This window comes from Agromyces salentinus, assembly GCF_009749395.1.
GTDB classification, from domain to species: Bacteria; Actinomycetota; Actinomycetes; order Actinomycetales; family Microbacteriaceae; genus Agromyces; species Agromyces salentinus.
The window spans coordinates 62,396-78,763 of sequence record NZ_WBIR01000010.1 but is presented as its reverse complement, the minus strand read 5'-3'; the positions used below and the strand labels follow the sequence as shown (position 1 = coordinate 78,763).

The following is a 16,368-nucleotide window of genomic DNA, read 5'->3' as shown; positions in this document are numbered from 1 at the left end:
ACGAGTGGATCCTTCGACTCGAAGCTATTGACGTCGTGTTTCTGCGGATCGGTCCGGTCGTAAACCCTGCGTCTCCACCTGCTCACCGGTGCCGGTGACGGATGTGAGGCGATGCTCACACGTCGATGCGGTACCCACGCTTGACGACCGTCGCGATGAGGCCCGGCACGGCGAGCGTCTGGCGGAGCCGGCTCAGCGCGACCTCGAGCGCATGCTCGTCGCTCGTCCCGGGCAGGCCCGCGGCCAGGCGATCGCGCGCCACCACCGAACCGCGGGCCTGGACGAGCGCCCGCAGGATCATCAGGGCGACCGGGGCGAGCGAGACCCGCCGATCGGCGACGTCGACGATCGACCCGCGCAGCGCGAGCGTGCCGTGCCTCGTCTCGAGCCGCACGACGCGATCGTTCTCGAGGTGCTCGCACACGAGCCGGATGAGCGCGCCCATGCGGTAGCGGTCGGGCTGGATCGGCTCGATCCCCGCGGCGGCGAGCGGCAGCGCGGTGACGGGTCCGACCGCGGCGGCGACGACGGGGCCGCGCATCGCGTCGACGAGGTCGTCGTAGCGCCCCATGGCCTCGGCTGCACCGAACAGGGCGTGCACGGCCGGCGCGCTCGTGAAGGTGATGGCGTCGAGCCCGCCCGTGCAGGCCGACTCGATGAGCCGCTCGACGCGGTCATCGGACTCGTCGATCTCGACCCAGCGGTACGGCGCGACCGTGAGCACGCGAGCATGGGACGCGTCCAGGCGTTCGAGCTGGGAGGGCTCGAGGAACCCGTGCAGCTGCACGGCGACCGTGAGCCCGGAAGGGTAGTTCGCGAGCACCTCGTCGATGAGCGATTCCGTGGTCTCCTGCGCGCTCATGCCGACGTCGTTGAGCCCGGCTGCGCGGATGCCCCCGCGCGCCTTCGGCCCGCGCACGAGGATCGCCGTGTCGGCGAGCGCGTCGAGGAGGTCCTCGCCGAGCCCCGCGGCATCCGCGACCTCGAACCAGCGGCGCACGCCGTACGCGGTCGTCGCGAGCAGCACGTCGGGGCGGGCGTCGATGATCGCCCGGGTGTCGGCGATGACCGGGTCGTCGGAGAGCGCGTTCGTCATGCGCAGCGTCGGCGCATGCACGACCGTCGCGCCCCGGCGGGCGAGGGCGTCGATGAGGTCGGCCGAGCGACGGTCGCTCGTCACGCCGATGCGGAAGCCCGCGAGCTGGTCGGCGCGGAACCCGGGTGCGCACTCGAGGAGGTCGCTCACCCGGCCACCGCCGCGAAGCCGGCTGCGCGGTCCATGAGCTCGGCCGCGCTCGCATCGCCGTCGTGCGCGAGGCGCACCACCTCGCCGATGACGACGACGGCGGGGGAGGCCACGCGGGCACGCCCTGCGGTCGTGACGATGTCGGCGAGTTCGCCGATGGTCGTGCGCTGCTCGGCCGAGTACCCGCGTTCGATGATCGCGACCGGCATCCGCTCCGCCATGCCGGCACGTGCGAGGCCGGCCGTGAGCGACGGCAGCGTGTTCACGCCCATGAGCACGACGATCGTGCCGCCGAGCCCGGCGAGATGCCCGAGCTCGTCCGGAGTGAGCGGGGCGTGGCCGGAGACGACGGTGAACAGGTGGCTGATGCCGCGGTGCGTGAGCGGGATGCCCGCAGCGCCCGGCACCGAGATGGCGCTCGTGACGCCCGGGACGACCTCGACGGGCACGCCGGCCCGATGGCATGCGAGCACCTCCTCGCCGCCGCGGCCGAGCACGTAGGGGTCGCCGCCCTTGAGGCGCACGACCCGCCTGCCCGCGAGGGCGTGCTCGACCAGCAGCGCCTCGATCTCGGCCTGCGGGATGGCATGGTGCCCCGGACGCTTGCCGACGTCGACGAGCACGGCGCCCGGCGCGAGCTCCGCCAGTCGATCGTGGGGCGCCAGGCGGTCGTAGAGCACGACCTCCGCGTCCAGGAGTGCCCGGACGGCGGCGACCGTCAGCAGGTCCTCCTGGCCCGGGCCCCCGCCGACCAGCGTGACGCTGCCGCTCATGCGTCCACCCCGCGGACCGGGATCGTCGTGCCGGCGACGAGGACCGCCTCGCCGCGATCGCGCTCCTCGGCGGTGGCCGGCCGCATCTGGCCGCGCTGGTCCGGGACCCGCGCGATCGAGGGGTCGGGGACGTTCGGCGCGTTGACGAACGAGCGGAAGCGGCGCAGGCGCTCGGGGTCGGCGAGGGTCGCCGCCCACTCGTCCTCGTACGAGTCGACGTGCCGGTCGACGGCCGCCTCCAGCTCGTCCGCGAGGCCCAGCGAGTCGTGCACGACGACATCGCGCACGTGGTCGAGGCCGCCCTCGATGTCCTCGATCCAGCGTGCCGTCCGCTGGAGCCGGTCGGCGGTTCGCACGTAGTACATGATGTAGCGGTCGATGTACTTCAGGAGCGTCTCGTCGTCGAGGTCGCTCGCGAGCAGTTGCGCGTGCGCCGGCTGGAAGCCGCCGTTGCCCCCCACGTACATGTTCCAGCCCTGGTCGGTCGCGATGACGCCGACGTCCTTGCCCCTGGCTTCGGCGCATTCGCGCGCACACCCCGAGACGCCGAACTTGAGCTTGTGCGGCGACCGCAGGCCCCGGTAGCGGAGCTCGAGCTGCACGGCCATCGCGACCGAGTCCTGCACGCCGAACCGGCACCAGGTGGAACCGACGCAGCTCTTGACGTTGCGCAGCGCCTTGCCGTAGGCCTGGCCCGACTCGAAGCCGGCATCGACGAGTCGCTTCCAGATCTCGGGAAGCTGGTCGAGGCGGGCGCCGAACAGGTCGATGCGCTGGCCGCCGGTGATCTTCGTGTAGAGGCCGTAGTCGGTCGCGACCTGCGCGATGACGGCCAGCTTCTCGGGCGTGATCTCGCCCGCCGGGATGCGGGGGACCACCGAGTAGGTGCCGTCCTTCTGCATGTTCGCCATGGCGCGGTCGTTGGTGTCCTGGAGGCCGCCTCGGCCGCCGTCGAGGATGTACGACCCGAGCTGCGTCGCCAGGATCGAGCCGACGACCGGCTTGCAGACGTCGCATCCGCGACCCGTGCCGAGCCGTGCGACGATGTCGTCGAACGAGGTGAGCTCGAGCACGCGGATCGACTCGAACAGCTCCTGGCGCGAGAGCTCGAAATGCTCGCAGAGGGCCCGCGACGGCGTGAAGCCCGCCTTGGTGAGCTCGGTCTCCATGATCTTCTTCACGAGCGGCACGCACGACCCGCACTGGGTGCCGGCCCGGGTGCACGCCTTCAGCGCGCCGAGTTCGCTGCAGCCCTCGGTGTGCTCATCGCCGTTCACGGCGTCGCGGATCGTGCCCGCCGCCACGTTGTTGCACGCGCAGACCAGGGCGGATGCCGGGAGCTCGTCGCCCGCGGGCGCCTCCATGCCCGAAGCCGAGAGGTAGGCGGCGGGCTCGGACGAGAGCTGCATGCCGAGCATGGGGCGCAGCGACGCGTAGGGGGAGGCGTCCCCGACGAAGATGCCGCCCAGCAGGGTCTTCGCATCGTCGGTCATGACGAGCTTCTGGTAGAGCCCGCGGGCGGGGTCGGCGTAGACGATCTCGAGGGCCTGCTCGGTGCGCGCGAGGGCGTCGCCGAAGCTCGCCACGTCGACGCCCGACAGCTTGAGCTTGGTGGCGTCGTCGACGCTCGTGAACTCCGCGGCACCGCCGAGGATGCGATCCGCGACCACCTCGGCCATGGCGTTCGCCGGCGCCACGAGGCCGGTGCAGCGCCCCTCGAAGCTCGCGACCTCGCCGATCGCCCAGATGTTCGCCGCCGACGACGCGCAGCTCGTGTCGATCGCGACGCCGCCGCGCGGGCCGAGTTCGAGCCCGAGGTCGCGGGCGAGTTCGTCCCGAGGGCTGATGCCGATCGCGAAGACCACCAGATCCGCCTCGATGACGCGCTCGTTCGTGAGCTCGACCGCCACGACGACGTCGTCCTCGACGCGGATGGCCGCGGGGCGAGCACCGAGGTGGAGCCCGATGCCCTGTCCCGAGATGATGCGTCCGAGTGCACGTCCGGCGCCTTCGTCGAGCTGCGCCGACATGAGCCAGCCGCCCGAGTGCACCACCGCGACGTGCGCGCCGAGCTTCGCCAGTCCTCCTGCGGCCTCGAGGCCCAGCAGGCCGCCGCCCGCCACCACCACCCTGGCCGGCCGGCCGTGGTGCCGGGCGAGTTCCCGCGCCTCGGAGACGAGGTTGTCGACGTCCTCGATCGTGCGGTAGACGCGAGCGCTGTCGGAGCCCGGGATGTCGGGCACGGGTGCGCTCGACCCGGTCGCGAGGACCAGGTCGTCCCAGTGCAGCTCGGTGCCGGCCGACGTGGTCGCCGTGCGGCTCGTTCGGTCGATGGAGGTGACGCGCTCGCCCGTGATCAGGCGAACGTGCCCCTCGTCCCACATGGAGGTCGGATGCAGCGTCAGGTCGGCGTCGCCGTCGGCGAGCCGCGTGCTGAGCGCGACGCGGTCGTAGGGCCGGTGCGGTTCGTCGCCGACGACGGTGACGTGGACGGTGCGCTCGGCGTCGCGTGCGTGCAGGCTGTCGGCGAGTCGGTGGGCCGCTGGGCCACCGCCGACGATGACGATGTTGCGGACGTCGTCGCGGGCGCGGTCGGTCTCGGTCATGGGTCCTCCGTGGCTCGATTGCTGCGAGCGTACGACCGGGCCGTTTCGGCCCTGTTACGTCGGGGTAACTGCTCTTGTCCCCGAGCGCACGCGGTGGTACCGGCGCTGTGAGGGGGGTTTCACGTCGGGGAAACACGAACCGTACCGAGGAGGAAACACCGTGCTCGTAGCGTCGGAGCACGCAGAGAAGAGGAGCCCGCCATGAGCATGACGATCGAATCGACCACACTCTGGATGCGCGCCTGCGGCCTCCGCGACCTCGAACCGGGCTGGGGCGAGGTCGCGTTGCTGGGCGGCCGGCAGGTGGCGCTCGTGCGCGTGTCGGCCGACGAGGTCTACGCCGTCGACCACCTGGACCCGCACACGGGCGCACCGGTGATGGCCCGTGGCATCACGGGCTCCCGAGGAGAGCGTCCGACCATCGCCTCACCCCTGCACAAGGAGGTCTACGACCTCGCGACCGGGGAGTGCTTCACCGACCCGGCACTCTCGCTGCGCACGTATCCGTCCCGGATCGTCGATGGGGCCATCGAGGTCGCGATCGAGGCCGAGCCCGAGGTCGCCGCCTGACGATCGGAAGCCGCGACGAGCTGACGCGGCGTCCGACGGATGCCGCAGGCGAGCGGATGCCTCGGCTCAGCCGCGCTGCGTGAGCACGATCGGGTCGCCCTCGGTGATGGCGATCGTGTGCTCGGAGTGGGCCCCGCGCGACCCGTCGGCGCTGCGCAGTGTCCAGCCGTCGGGGTCGGTGAAGATGCGGTCGGTCGTCTGGAGGAGCCACGGCTCGATCGCGACGACCAGCCCCGGCTTCAGGGGGAGCCCCCGGCCCGGGCGGCCGTTGTTGGGGATGTGCGGATCGCCGTGCATCGTACGACCGACGCCGTGCCCGCCGAAGTCCGTGTTGATCGAGTAGCCCTCGCCCTTCGCGACATCCGCGATGGCACGTGAGATGTCGCCGATGCGGTTGCCGGGGCGCGCCGCGGCGATGCCGGCGTCGAGCGCGCGGCGCGTGGTCTCGATGAGGCGGAGGTCCTCGTCCCGTGGTGTACCGACGACGATGGAGACGGCCGAGTCAGAGACCCAGCCGTTCACGGAGGCCGCGAAGTCCAGGCTCAGGAGGTCGCCGTCGCGCAGGCGGTAGTCGTGGGGGAGTCCGTGCAGCACCGCGTCGTTCACCGACGTGCAGATCACCTTGCCGAACGGGCTCGCACCGAACGACGGGTGGTAGTCGATGTAGCAGCTCTCGGCACCCGCCTTGCGGATCATCTCGTGCGCGAGCGCGTCGAGCTCGAGCAGGTTCACGCCGACGGCCGCGGCCTTCGACGTCGCCTCGATGACGCCGGCGACGAATCGCCCGGCTGCCCGCATCTCGTCGATCTCGGCGGGGGTCCTCAGTTCGATCACGCTCATCCTCTCCGCGTCCATTCTGCCCGGTCAGCCCTGAGTGAACACCCGGCGCCCCCACGGCGTCGCCGGGTTACGCTGTGGGCATGCTCTTCCGGCGCATCTTCTTCCGATGGATCCAGGCGGCGATCGTCGTGCTCCCGATCTGGCTGGCGGTCGGCTGGGCCGTCTTCGGCGGTGGCGGATGGGGCACGCTCGGCCTGCTCATCACCGTGCCGCTGACCTTCATCTCGCTCGCGGTCATCGCCCTGCTGGTGTCGATGCGCCCGAGCGTCCGCGAAGACCGGGCCGCATCCTGGACCGACGTGGGCGTCCTCGGCGCCTGGCACCTCGCGATCATCGGCTTCGGCCTCTCCGGGCCCTCGATGGCCGCCTTCGCGGTGCTGTCGATCGCGCTGGCGCTCGCCGCATTCTGGTTCGCGATCGTGCAGCTCGTCCGCGACGGTGCGAAGCGCATGCAGGAGACGATGTCCGAGTACGAGCGCGCGGCTCGGGCCGGGGGTCCGATCGGCGCCACGCCGCCGGGCGAATCGTCGCCGTCGCAGCCGCCGTACGACCTCGGCGAGATCATCGTCGTCGAGGAGCACCGCGACCGGCCCTGACCCCGAACGCCTCGACGGCAGGAGGCCGAGGCGTGACATCCGCCGCTCGCTTTGGTGCAGCGGCCCGCGCATGGCACAATAGAGGATTGTGCCGCCGCTGGACTCTGCCTCCGGGGAGCATGCACAGCGCGAGTGATCGCGCGGGCGGCACCAGACACTTCCATTCACAGATCCGCGTTCGACCGGTTGCGGGCGCAGAGAGCGAACCATCATGCACATCCTCGACCACGTCGACGCTGCGAGCCTGCGAACGGACGTCCCCGACTTCCGCGCGGGCGACACCGTCAAGGTGCACGTCAACATCATCGAAGGCACGCGCTCGCGCGTCCAGGTGTTCCAGGGCGTCGTCATCGGCCGTTCGGGCGAAGGCGTCCGCGAGACCTTCACCGTCCGCAAGGTCAGCTTCCAGGTCGGCGTCGAGCGCAAGTTCCCGGTGCACTCCCCGGTGATCGACCACATCGAGGTCGTCACCCGCGGTGACGTGCGCCGCGCCAAGCTCTACTACCTGCGCAAGCTCCGCGGCAAGAAGGCCAAGATCAAGGAGAAGCGCGACGCCTGATCCGGCTTCGCGGCCCCGCGCGTCCCGCGCGCTGCGGCCATCGACCTGAGCTCCTCACCCCTACACTGGGGTGAGGAGCTCAGGCGGTTAAATGACAGAAGACATCAGCACGACGCGCACAGATCGCGACAGTGCATCGGCGAACCGTCGACAGCGAGGCGCACTCCTCTTCCTGAGGGATCTGCTCGTCATCTTCGTGGTGGCGGTGCTCGTCTCGTTCCTCATCAAGACCTTCCTCATCCGGTCGTTCTTCATCCCGTCGGAGTCGATGGAGATGACGCTGGTCAAGGACGACCGCATCATCGTGAACCAGCTCGTCCCCGAGGTCACGCCGCTGGAGCGCGGCGACGTCGTGGTCTTCAAGGATCCGGGCGGATGGCTGCCGGCCCGCGTCGAGGTGCAGCAGCCGCCCCTCGTGGCGGCCGTCGACTGGTTCCTCGCGTTCGTCGGGCTCTCGGCGCCCGACTCCAACGACCACCTCGTGAAACGGGTCATCGGCCTGCCGGGGGATCAGGTCGTCTGCTGCAACGCGCTCGGCCAGATGAGCGTCAACGGCGTCCCGCTCGACGAGCCGTACGTCGTGCTCCCGGCCGGGGAGTCCAAGGTCTCGCGCGACGACTTCGACCAGGTCGTCCCCGACGACTCGCTCTGGGTCATGGGCGATAACCGGTACAACTCCAAGGACTCGCGCTACAACGCCGACACGCCGCTGAAGGGCTTCGTCCCCATCGAGAACGTGGTGGGCCGGGCCTTCGTGGTCAGCTGGCCGGTCTCGCACTGGGCGTGGCTCGGCAACTATCCCGACACGTTCGCCGGTGTCGGCGAGGCGGCCGAGGGCGGAGACTGAGATGGCTCCGTCGGTCGTGCCGAACCTCCGCGTCGAACGGGAGCTGCTCGATTTGGGAGCGCCGGTCGTCCTCGCCTGCGACGAGGTCGGGCGCGGCGCGCTCGCCGGTCCGGTCGCGGTGGGGCTCGTCGTCATCGACGCATCCGTCAGACGGATGCCGGCCGGGTTGCGGGACTCGAAGCTGATGACCGAGCCGAGGCGGGAGGCCATGGCTCCCCGCGCCGGTGCCTGGGTACGCGGCTGGGCCGTCGGCGAGGCGAGTGCCGCCGAGATCGACGAGCTGGGCATCATGGCGTGCCTCGGCCTCGCCGGGGCGCGTGCGTTCGAGGCGCTCTCCGCGTCGCAGCAGGCGGCCGGCGTCGGTCACGAGCTCGTCGATGCCCCGCTCCTGCTCGACGGCAACCACGACTGGTTGAGCCGCGCGATCCAGCACCGCGTCAGGGTCACGACTCGCATCAAGGCCGATCGCGACTGCGCATCCGTGGCCGCGGCATCCGTCCTCGCCAAGGTGCACCGCGACCGTGGCATGCACAGATCCCACGCCGAGATCCCGCTCTACGCATGGAATGAGAACAAGGGCTACTCGAGCCGTGCACATTTCGAGGCCATCGCCGAGCACGGGCCGAGCGGCCTGCACCGCCGAACCTGGCTCAAGGAGCCGGCTGCGCCGATGCCCGCGCTCTTCGACCTCGGCGTAGGATGAATCCGATGGATGACGACGAGTTCGAAGACTACGACCGCGAGGTCGAGCTTGCCCTGTACCGCGAATACCGCGACATCGTGACGCAGTTCAAGTACGTGGTGGAGACCGAGCGTCGCTTCTACCTGGCGAACGAGGTCGAACTCGTGCGCCGCGACACCGAGCACGACTTCTACTTCGAGCTCACCATGAAGGACGTCTGGGTCTGGGACGTCTATCGCGCCGACCGGTTCGTCAAGTCGGTCCGCGTCCTGACGTTCAAGGACGTGAACGTCGAGGAGCTCGCGACCCGCGAGTTCGAGCTTCCGAAGGAACTCGCGCTCGACGAGTAGTCGGAGCATCCGACCGACTCGTCCTCACAAGGGTCATCCAGCCGCGAGATGAACCGCGTTCGCGGCCGTTCGCGATCCGCCGCCGCCACCACCGCCACGCTGGTCGCGGAGGTGGTGCTGATGGCCCACAATGCTGAGCTCGGTCGACGTGGCGAACAACTCGCGGTCGAGCATCTGGAGGCTCGCGGACTGCGAGTGGTCGAGCGCAACTGGCGGTGTCGCCTCGGCGAGATCGACATCGTGGCGCGCGATGGGGACGCGACGGTCTTCATCGAGGTCAAGACCCGCACGTCGCACGACTTCGGGCATCCGTTCGAGGCGATCACGCCGATCAAGCTCGCGCGGCTGCGGCGCCTCGCGATCGCGTGGTGCGAAGCGACCGAGGCCGCCACGTCGCGCATCCGCATCGACGCCGTCGCGGTGCTGGCTCCCACGGAGGCCCCGGCCCTCATCGAGCACCTCGAGGGCATCGGCTGATGCCGGTCGCACGCACCCATGCCGTGGCCCTCCTCGGGCTCACCGGCTCGATCGTCGAGGTCGAGGCCGACCTCTCCGCCCAGTTGCCGGGATTCTCCATCATCGGGCTCCCCGATGCCGCGCTCGCGGAGGCTCGGGAGCGGGTCCGCGCCGCGGCCGTCAACGCGGGCTGCCCGCTTCCGCAGCGGAAGCTCACGGTCAACCTCTCGCCGGCCGCGCTGCCCAAGCATGGGTCCGGCTTCGACCTGGCGGTCGCCATGGCCTGCCTGGCCGCGGCCGGCGAGGTGTCCGTCGCCTCCGTCGCGAGCGTCGTCCACCTCGGCGAACTCGGGCTCGACGGGCGACTGCGTCCGATCGACGGCATCCTCCCGTCCGTCCTGGCGGCGTCGCGGGCGGGCTTCGAGACCGTCATGGTCCCGCACGCGAACGCCGGCGAGGCGTCGCTGGTGCCCGGCATCGAGGTCATCGGGGTCGTGTCCCTGCTCGAGGCCGCCATCCGCCACGGCGGGCGGTTCGAGCCGCGCGAGGTCGAGCCGGTGCCGTTCGTCGCCGGCGACGTCGTCGGTGCCGACGCGGCATCCGGAGACCTCGCCGAGGTCGCGGGCAACGAGGACGCCGTCGAAGCGCTCCTGGTGGCGGCATCCGGCGGCCATCACCTCTCGATGATCGGCCCGCCCGGCGCAGGTAAGACGATGCTCGCCTCCCGGCTGCCCGGCATCCTTCCCGACCTCGACGCAGATGCGGCGCTCGAGGTGTCGTGCCTGCGTTCGCTGGCCGGCCGGGCGGTGACCTCGGCGCTGTCGTTCCGACCGCCGTTCGAGGCTCCGCACCACACGGCGACGGCCGCCGCGATGATCGGCGGCGGCAGCAGGTTGATCCGCCCCGGCGCCGCGGCCCGAGCCTCGCACGGCGTGCTCTTCCTCGACGAGGCACCCGAGTTCCCCGCCGCCGTCCTCGACGTGCTCCGGCAGCCGCTCGAGTCCGGCACGATCAACATCCATCGCGCCAATGCCGTGGCGTCCTTCCCTGCACGGTTCCAGTTGGTCATCGCCGCGAACCCGTGCCCGTGCGGCCGCGAGGGCACGAGTGAGTGCACGTGCCCGCCGGCCGCACGGCGGCGCTACATGGCGCGCATCTCAGGACCCCTCCTCGACCGCATCGACCTGCAACTGCGCGTCCCGCGTCTCACGGCGGCGGGGCTTCGACTGGCTCGCGAACGGCCCGGCATGTCGTCGGCCGAGGCCCGCAGACGCGTCGTCGCCGCTCGCGCGGCCGCCTCCGAGCGACTCAAGGGCACGCCATGGCGGACGAACGCAGAGGTGCCGGGGCCGTGGCTGCGTGGCACCGGCGGACTGCACCCGGGTGGTCGCATCACCGCCGCGCTCGACCGGTCGCTCGAACGAGGGGGCATCACGATGCGCGGGTACGATCGGGTCCTCAAGGTCGCGTGGACACTCGCCGACCTCGCGGGGTGCGATTCGCCGACGATCGCGCACGTCGGGCGCGCGCTGTACTTCCGGCAGGGATTCGAGCGATGAGCGCGCTGGCCAGGAAGGCGGCCGCCCGTTGGCAGCGCCAGTTCGCCGTGCTCCGACCCGAGGCCCCGGCCACGCAGTCGCACGACGATCAGCCATCACCGAGCGCGCGAGCTGGTTCCGATGCACCGGTTCCTGCCGAGGGCATGGTCGAGGCATTCTCGAGAGCCGTGCTCGGCAGCCTCGGTGAGCCGGGCGATGGCGTGCTCGGCCGGCTGATCGCCGCGCTCGGGGCGACGTGCACGGCCGAGCTCCTGCTCGACCGTGTCTCCGCCGACCGCCTGAGTGCGACGGCGGCGGACGCCGGCGAAGCCGTGACGCTCCGTGAGGCTGCCAACGGCATCGCGCGGTGGGCACCGCGCATCGACGAGCGCGGCTTCGTCCGCGGCCTGGAGCAGGCGCATCGGGTCGGTGCGAAGTTCCTCGTGCCGGGCGATCCCGGATGGCCGAGGGGCGTCGACGACCTCGGCGCGCACGCGCCCATCGGCCTGTGGGTTCGCGGCTCCGTCGACGCGCTGTCGCTCTCCGGGCGGCCGATCGCCCTGGTGGGCGCCCGGGCTGCGACGGGGTACGGGGAGCACATGACGATGGAGATCTCGGCCGGCCTGATCGATCGCGGGTGCGCCGTCGTCTCGGGCGGCGCCTACGGCATCGACGGCATGGCGCACCGATCAGCGCTCGCGAGTTCCGGCGTCACCGTCGCCTTCCTCGCAGGCGGCGTCGACCGTTTCTACCCCATGGGCCACGATGCGCTGCTGCAGCGCATCGTGGAGACCGGCGCCGTGTTCTCGGAGCTCCCCTGCGGGGCGTCGCCGACGAAGTGGCGGTTCCTCCAGCGCAACCGCCTGATCGCGGCGGCGAGTGACGCGACCGTCGTCCTCGAAGCCGGCATGCGGAGCGGATCGCTCAATACCGCCGGCCATGCCGCGGCGCTCGGACGACCGCTCGGCGCGCTTCCCGGACCCGCAACGAGCCCCGCATCGGCCGGCTGCCACCGGCTCATGCGCGAATACGATGCCGTCTGCGTCGTCGACGCGGACCAAGTGCTCGAGCTCGCGGGCGGAGCGGTGCCGACGGCTGGAAACGCGGTCGCTGGCGCCGGGTCAGGGTCCGCCGCCACGGAAGCGGACGCTGACGCTGAGACCATCCGAGTGCTCGATGCGCTGAGCTCGCGCGCCCCGCGGACCGTTGCAGATCTGGCGAGACGCAGCGGGCTCCCGGCGTCCGACGTCATGGCCGTCCTCGGGATCCTCGAACTCGATGGCGTCGCTCTCTGGCGGGGGAGCGGCTGGATCCGCCGACGTCGGCCGTAGGCTTTCGGCGGGAGGTGGGCACATGGTCCAGTTCGGGAGGTATCCGGCGGCGCGACAGGTCATCGCGCATGTGAGCGACACGCACCTGCTCGCCGGCGGCCAGATGCTCGGCGGTGTCGCCGACACGGTCGGGGCGCTCGCGCAGACGGCGATCCAACTCGGTCGAATGGGCGGTCGACTCGATGCCATCGTGGTCACGGGCGACGTCGCCGACCTCGGCGAAGCCGATGCCTACCGGCGCGTGCGAGGCGTCCTCGCCCCGCTCGCCGACGCGGCCGGAGCCCGCCTCGTATGGGTCATGGGCAACCACGACGAGCGCTCGACCTTCCGAACGGAGCTCCTGATCGGGGAGCGGCCGGCAAGATCTGACGACCGTGCCGACGCACCCGTGAACCATGTCATCGAGGTCGAGGGCCTCCGCATCGTGGCGCTCGACTCGACGGTTCCCGGCTACCACCACGGTGCCCTCGAGGCGCAGACGCTCGACTGGCTCGATCGGGTCCTCGACGAGCCGGCCGAGCATGGCACGATCCTCGCCCTGCATCACGCGCCGATTCCGACGCCCGTCGCGCTGATGGACGTGCTCGAGTTGCGGGGCCAGGACGAGCTCGCGGCCGTCATCCGCGGACGAGGCGTGCGCCTGATCCTCGGCGGACACCTCCACTACGCCACCCACGGAACCTTCGCGGACATCCCGGTCGCGGTGGCGGGGGCGACGGCCTACACGATCGACGCGTCCGCCTCGCCGCGCTTACTCGTGGGGGTCGACGGCGGACGGTCCTTCACGCTGGTGCACGTCTACGACGACGCGGTGACAACAGCCGTGGTGCCGATCGGTGCGGGGCCGGTCGTCTCCGAGTTCGACGGCCGATTCCTCGACGAGCTCGCGGGGCTTCCGCCCGCAGAGCGTCTCGAGCGGTTCTCGCGCAAGTCGCACGTCTGAGACCGGGCGGCAGATCCGCGAGACGGGCGCGCCGTCGGAGCTGCGACGATCGCACGCGGGAGGCTGGACCCATGACGCTCGACGCCCTGGTGGACGACTACCTGACGCACGTGAGGGCCGAACGCGGCTACTCGGAGCACACGGTCGCCGCCTACCGCGCCGACCTGGCGGAGCTCATCGACTTCGCAGAGCATCGTGGGCTCTCGACCGTCTCCGCGATCGACCTGGAGGTGCTGCGCGACTGGCTCTGGGCGGCCACCGAGCGTGGGCTCGCGCGGGCGAGCATCGCGCGGCGTGCGGCATCCGCTCGCGGGTTCACGGCGTGGCTCACGCGTTCGGGCCTCATTCCCGCTGATGCCGGTGCGCGGCTCAAGGCGCCGCGAGCGCAACGCACTCTCCCGCGCGTCGTCGGCCAGCAGGCCCTCGAGGAGGCCATCTCGCGGTTGGAGGCGCGCTGCGCCGACGAACGGCCGACCCCGGCGAGGGACGTCGCGATCATCGAACTGCTGTACGCGTCCGCCCTTCGCGTCTCCGAACTCGTCGGTCTCGACCTCGCCGACCTCGATCGGCGCAGGAGGACGGTGCGCGTGCTGGGCAAGGGGTCGAAGGAACGCGTCGTGCCGTACGGCTCACCGGCGGCGCGCGCGCTCGACCGATACGTCGATCGGGCCCGTCCGGCGATGCTCGCCGCAGCAGGCGCCGCAGCGGGCGGGGATCGAGCATCGGCGGGCGCCGTGGGCGGCAGGGTCGCACGAGCCGCAGCGACGGATGCCGCCGGGGCGGTCTTCCTCGGCGCTCGCGGCGCTCGCATGGGGGTTCGCAGCGTGCACCGGCTCGTGGCATCGGTGCTCGAGGAGCTGCCTGGCACAGGGCCGAGCGGTCCGCATGCACTGCGGCACACGGCCGCCACGCACCTGCTCGACGGGGGAGCGGACCTTCGCGCCGTGCAGGAGTTCCTCGGACATGCCAGCCTCGGCACCACGCAGATCTACACGCACGTGTCTGCGGAGCGCCTCAAGCAGACCTACCGCACGGCGCACCCGCGCGCCTGAGGGAGTCCACGGGCATCGGGCCCTCGGCGGAGCCGCTCCGCCTCAGCCGAGCGGGAGCAGGATCGCCCACGGCACGCCGCCGAGGAACAACATCGGTGACACGTACTCGCCATCGATGCGCACGCCCAGGTGGATGCAGTCCTCGCAGTGCTCTCCGTCGCCGACGGTGCCGATCGCCGCGCCCTGCGCGACCCGATCGCCGACGGCGACGGAGGCCTCGATCGGCTCCATCGAACTGACGACGCCACCGCCGTGATCGATGGAGATCACCGGGCGCCCGGCGACCGGGCCGGCGAACGTCACGACGCCCGGCGCCGGCGCGACGATCGCCTCGCCCTGCGTGGCTCGGAGATCCACGCCGCGGTGTCCCGCGGCGTAGGGCGTGGGCGGAGCCCGGAACGGAGCGAGGACCCTGATCGGGATGGGCGTCGGCCAGGTCCAGGGATCCGCCTCGACCACGTCAACCCCGGGGCGAAGGAGCATCCGGGGGATCACCTCGTTCGACCGGGTACGGACGGGAGCGACCGCATCGGGCGCCGATGATCCGGCCGACTCGGAGCGAGGAGGTGCGGCGACGGCGGCGGCTAGACCTGCATCGCTCGGCCGCACCTCCGCCGCTGGAGCGGACGCGGAGGCGGATCCGCCCGCCGGCATGAACGCCGCGGCCAGCGCGACGAGGAGGAGTGAGAGAGCGCCGCGCGACGCGAGGGCCGGGCCCCGGCGACGCGAGTCGTTCTTCAGTGGACGCCGGTCGGTTCGAACTCTCATGCTGCGATGCTCGTCCGCTCGCGGCATCCGGATTCACGAGGGGCCGGAACCGCCCCGACTCCGCCACCGCCGCCGGTTGGGGAGGACAGGTCGCGATGGTAGAGTGGCAGGAGCACCTCGCCTGTCGAGGTGACTACGCGTGCCATTTCGGCCAACGACTCCACTCAGTCCCGACCCAGTTCTCGCGAACTGCACCGGGCGGAGCCGTGCCGGGCACCAGGGTTCCGGCCGCCGGTCGGAGCGTCAACTGAGAACAAAGGAGTACGGCTCATGGCCGTCGTCACCATCCGCCAGCTGCTCGACAGCGGCGTGCACTTCGGGCACCAGACCCGCCGTTGGAACCCGAAGATGAAGCGGTTCATCTTCACCGAGCGTTCCGGCATCTACATCATCGACCTGCAGCAGTCGCTCGCCTTCATCGACAAGGCGTACGACTTCGTCCGCGAGACGGTCGCCCACGGCGGCACCATCCTCTTCGTCGGCACGAAGAAGCAGGCGCAGGAGTCCATCGCCGAGCAGGCGACCCGCGTCGGCCAGCCCTACGTGAACCAGCGCTGGCTCGGTGGCCTCCTCACCAACTTCCAGACCGTCTCCAAGCGCCTCGCGCGCATGAAGGAGCTCGAGGAGCTCGACTTCGAAGGCACCACGAGTGGCTTCACCAAGAAGGAACTCCTCATCAAGAAGCGCGAGCTCGACAAGCTGCACAAGTCGCTCGGCGGCATCCGCAACCTGTCGAAGACGCCGTCGGCGCTCTGGGTGGTCGACACCAAGAAGGAGCACCTCGCGATCGACGAGGCCAAGAAGCTCGGCATCCCCGTGATCGGCATCCTCGACACCAACTGCGACCCCGATGAGGTCCAGTACCCGATCCCGGGCAACGACGACGCCATCCGTTCGGTCGCACTGCTCACCCGCATCATCGCGGATGCCGCGGCCGAGGGCCTCATCGAGCGCCACCAGAAGCCCGAGGAAGCCGGCAACGTCTCGGCCGTCGAGCCGCTGGCCGAGTGGGAGAAGGAGCTTCTCCAGGCCGGTTCGGAGACCACCCCCGAGCAGGCATCTGCGGAGACCGAGAAGGTCGCCGAGACCGAGGCCGAGGCAAAGGTCGAGGCCGCCGAGGTCGTCGACGAGGCTGCGACCGAGGTCGCCGCGACCGAGTCGGCCGACGACGAGGCCGCTGCCGAGGCTGCAGCAGAGTAATTCCGCCGACC

17 protein-coding genes are annotated in these 16,368 nt (G+C 71.0%); 12 read left to right on the top strand and 5 right to left on the bottom strand.

Annotated features, from left to right (window positions below; translation table 11 throughout):
• Positions 1 to 115 precede the first annotated feature (115 nt).
• The 3 genes from GQQ95_RS11540 to nirB are packed head-to-tail and all read right to left on the bottom strand — an operon-like array spanning position 116 to position 4,625.
• The gene (locus GQQ95_RS11540; protein ID WP_157427815.1) at positions 116 to 1,246 is read right to left on the bottom strand and encodes a uroporphyrinogen-III synthase; all 1,131 of its coding nucleotides are present in this window, start codon (positions 1,244 to 1,246) and stop codon (positions 116 to 118) included.
• Positions 1,243 to 2,019 carry a uroporphyrinogen-III C-methyltransferase gene (gene cobA, locus GQQ95_RS11535; protein WP_157427814.1) on the bottom strand — a complete coding sequence of 259 codons (777 nt, stop codon included), beginning with the start codon at positions 2,017 to 2,019 and terminating at the stop codon, positions 1,243 to 1,245. The genes GQQ95_RS11540 and cobA overlap by 4 nt, the downstream gene beginning before the upstream one ends.
• Entirely contained in the window at positions 2,016 to 4,625 is a 2,610-nt protein-coding gene (gene nirB / locus GQQ95_RS11530) for a nitrite reductase large subunit NirB (protein ID WP_157427813.1), read from the bottom strand. The genes cobA and nirB overlap by 4 nt, the downstream gene beginning before the upstream one ends.
• Before the next feature lie 201 nt (positions 4,626 to 4,826).
• Between nirB and nirD the strand changes: the two genes are divergently transcribed.
• Entirely contained in the window at positions 4,827 to 5,195 is a 369-nt protein-coding gene (gene nirD, locus GQQ95_RS11525; protein WP_157427812.1) for a nitrite reductase small subunit NirD, read from the top strand.
• A gap of 66 nt (positions 5,196 to 5,261) precedes the next feature.
• On the opposite strand, the gene map is transcribed toward nirD, so the two are convergent.
• Positions 5,262 to 6,029: a type I methionyl aminopeptidase gene (gene map, locus GQQ95_RS11520; RefSeq protein WP_157427811.1), complete on the bottom strand. Its 768-nt coding sequence runs from the start codon at positions 6,027 to 6,029 to the stop codon at positions 5,262 to 5,264.
• A gap of 86 nt (positions 6,030 to 6,115) precedes the next feature.
• Here map and GQQ95_RS11515 point away from each other — a divergent pair, with 86 nt between their 5' ends.
• The 10 genes from GQQ95_RS11515 (at position 6,116) to GQQ95_RS11470 (ending at position 14,389) form a co-directional block, all read left to right on the top strand.
• Positions 6,116 to 6,631 carry a hypothetical protein gene (locus tag GQQ95_RS11515; protein ID WP_157427810.1) on the top strand — a complete coding sequence of 172 codons (516 nt, stop codon included), beginning with the start codon at positions 6,116 to 6,118 and terminating at the stop codon, positions 6,629 to 6,631.
• A gap of 211 nt (positions 6,632 to 6,842) precedes the next feature.
• Positions 6,843 to 7,190, top strand: coding sequence for a 50S ribosomal protein L19 (gene rplS, locus GQQ95_RS11510; protein WP_157427809.1), 348 nt, complete (start codon positions 6,843 to 6,845; stop codon positions 7,188 to 7,190).
• A 91-nt stretch (positions 7,191 to 7,281) separates the two neighbouring features.
• Positions 7,282 to 8,037, top strand: a complete 756-nt coding sequence (lepB, locus tag GQQ95_RS11505) for a signal peptidase I (protein ID WP_157427808.1) — start codon at positions 7,282 to 7,284, stop codon at positions 8,035 to 8,037.
• A gap of 1 nt (position 8,038) precedes the next feature.
• The gene (locus GQQ95_RS11500) at positions 8,039 to 8,740 is read left to right on the top strand and encodes a ribonuclease HII (RefSeq protein ID WP_157427807.1); all 702 of its coding nucleotides are present in this window, start codon (positions 8,039 to 8,041) and stop codon (positions 8,738 to 8,740) included.
• Positions 8,741 to 8,745: 5 nt separating this feature from the next.
• Positions 8,746 to 9,069, top strand: coding sequence for a DUF2469 family protein (locus GQQ95_RS11495; RefSeq protein WP_156997674.1), 324 nt, complete (start codon positions 8,746 to 8,748; stop codon positions 9,067 to 9,069).
• 120 nt (positions 9,070 to 9,189) lie between these two features.
• On the top strand, positions 9,190 to 9,546 hold the full coding sequence (locus tag GQQ95_RS11490) for a YraN family protein (protein ID WP_157427806.1): 357 nt from the start codon (positions 9,190 to 9,192) through the stop codon (positions 9,544 to 9,546).
• On the top strand, positions 9,546 to 11,084 hold the full coding sequence (locus GQQ95_RS11485) for a YifB family Mg chelatase-like AAA ATPase (protein WP_157427805.1): 1,539 nt from the start codon (positions 9,546 to 9,548) through the stop codon (positions 11,082 to 11,084). Before GQQ95_RS11490 ends, GQQ95_RS11485 begins: the two co-directional genes overlap by 1 nt.
• On the top strand, positions 11,081 to 12,394 hold the full coding sequence (dprA, locus tag GQQ95_RS11480) for a DNA-processing protein DprA (RefSeq protein ID WP_157427804.1): 1,314 nt from the start codon (positions 11,081 to 11,083) through the stop codon (positions 12,392 to 12,394). Before GQQ95_RS11485 ends, dprA begins: the two co-directional genes overlap by 4 nt.
• A 22-nt stretch (positions 12,395 to 12,416) precedes the next feature.
• The gene (locus GQQ95_RS11475) at positions 12,417 to 13,337 is read left to right on the top strand and encodes a metallophosphoesterase (RefSeq protein ID WP_157427803.1); all 921 of its coding nucleotides are present in this window, start codon (positions 12,417 to 12,419) and stop codon (positions 13,335 to 13,337) included.
• A gap of 71 nt (positions 13,338 to 13,408) precedes the next feature.
• Positions 13,409 to 14,389, top strand: coding sequence for a tyrosine recombinase XerC (locus GQQ95_RS11470; protein ID WP_157427802.1), 981 nt, complete (start codon positions 13,409 to 13,411; stop codon positions 14,387 to 14,389).
• Between the two features lie 42 nt (positions 14,390 to 14,431).
• On the opposite strand, the gene GQQ95_RS11465 is transcribed toward GQQ95_RS11470, so the two are convergent.
• Positions 14,432 to 14,872, bottom strand: coding sequence for a M23 family metallopeptidase (locus GQQ95_RS11465; RefSeq protein ID WP_246205428.1), 441 nt, complete (start codon positions 14,870 to 14,872; stop codon positions 14,432 to 14,434).
• A gap of 555 nt (positions 14,873 to 15,427) precedes the next feature.
• Here GQQ95_RS11465 and rpsB point away from each other — a divergent pair.
• Positions 15,428 to 16,357 (top strand): 30S ribosomal protein S2, encoded by a 930-nt coding sequence (gene rpsB, locus GQQ95_RS11460; RefSeq protein ID WP_157427801.1) that lies wholly within the window; start codon positions 15,428 to 15,430, stop codon positions 16,355 to 16,357.
• Positions 16,358 to 16,368 lie beyond the last annotated feature (11 nt).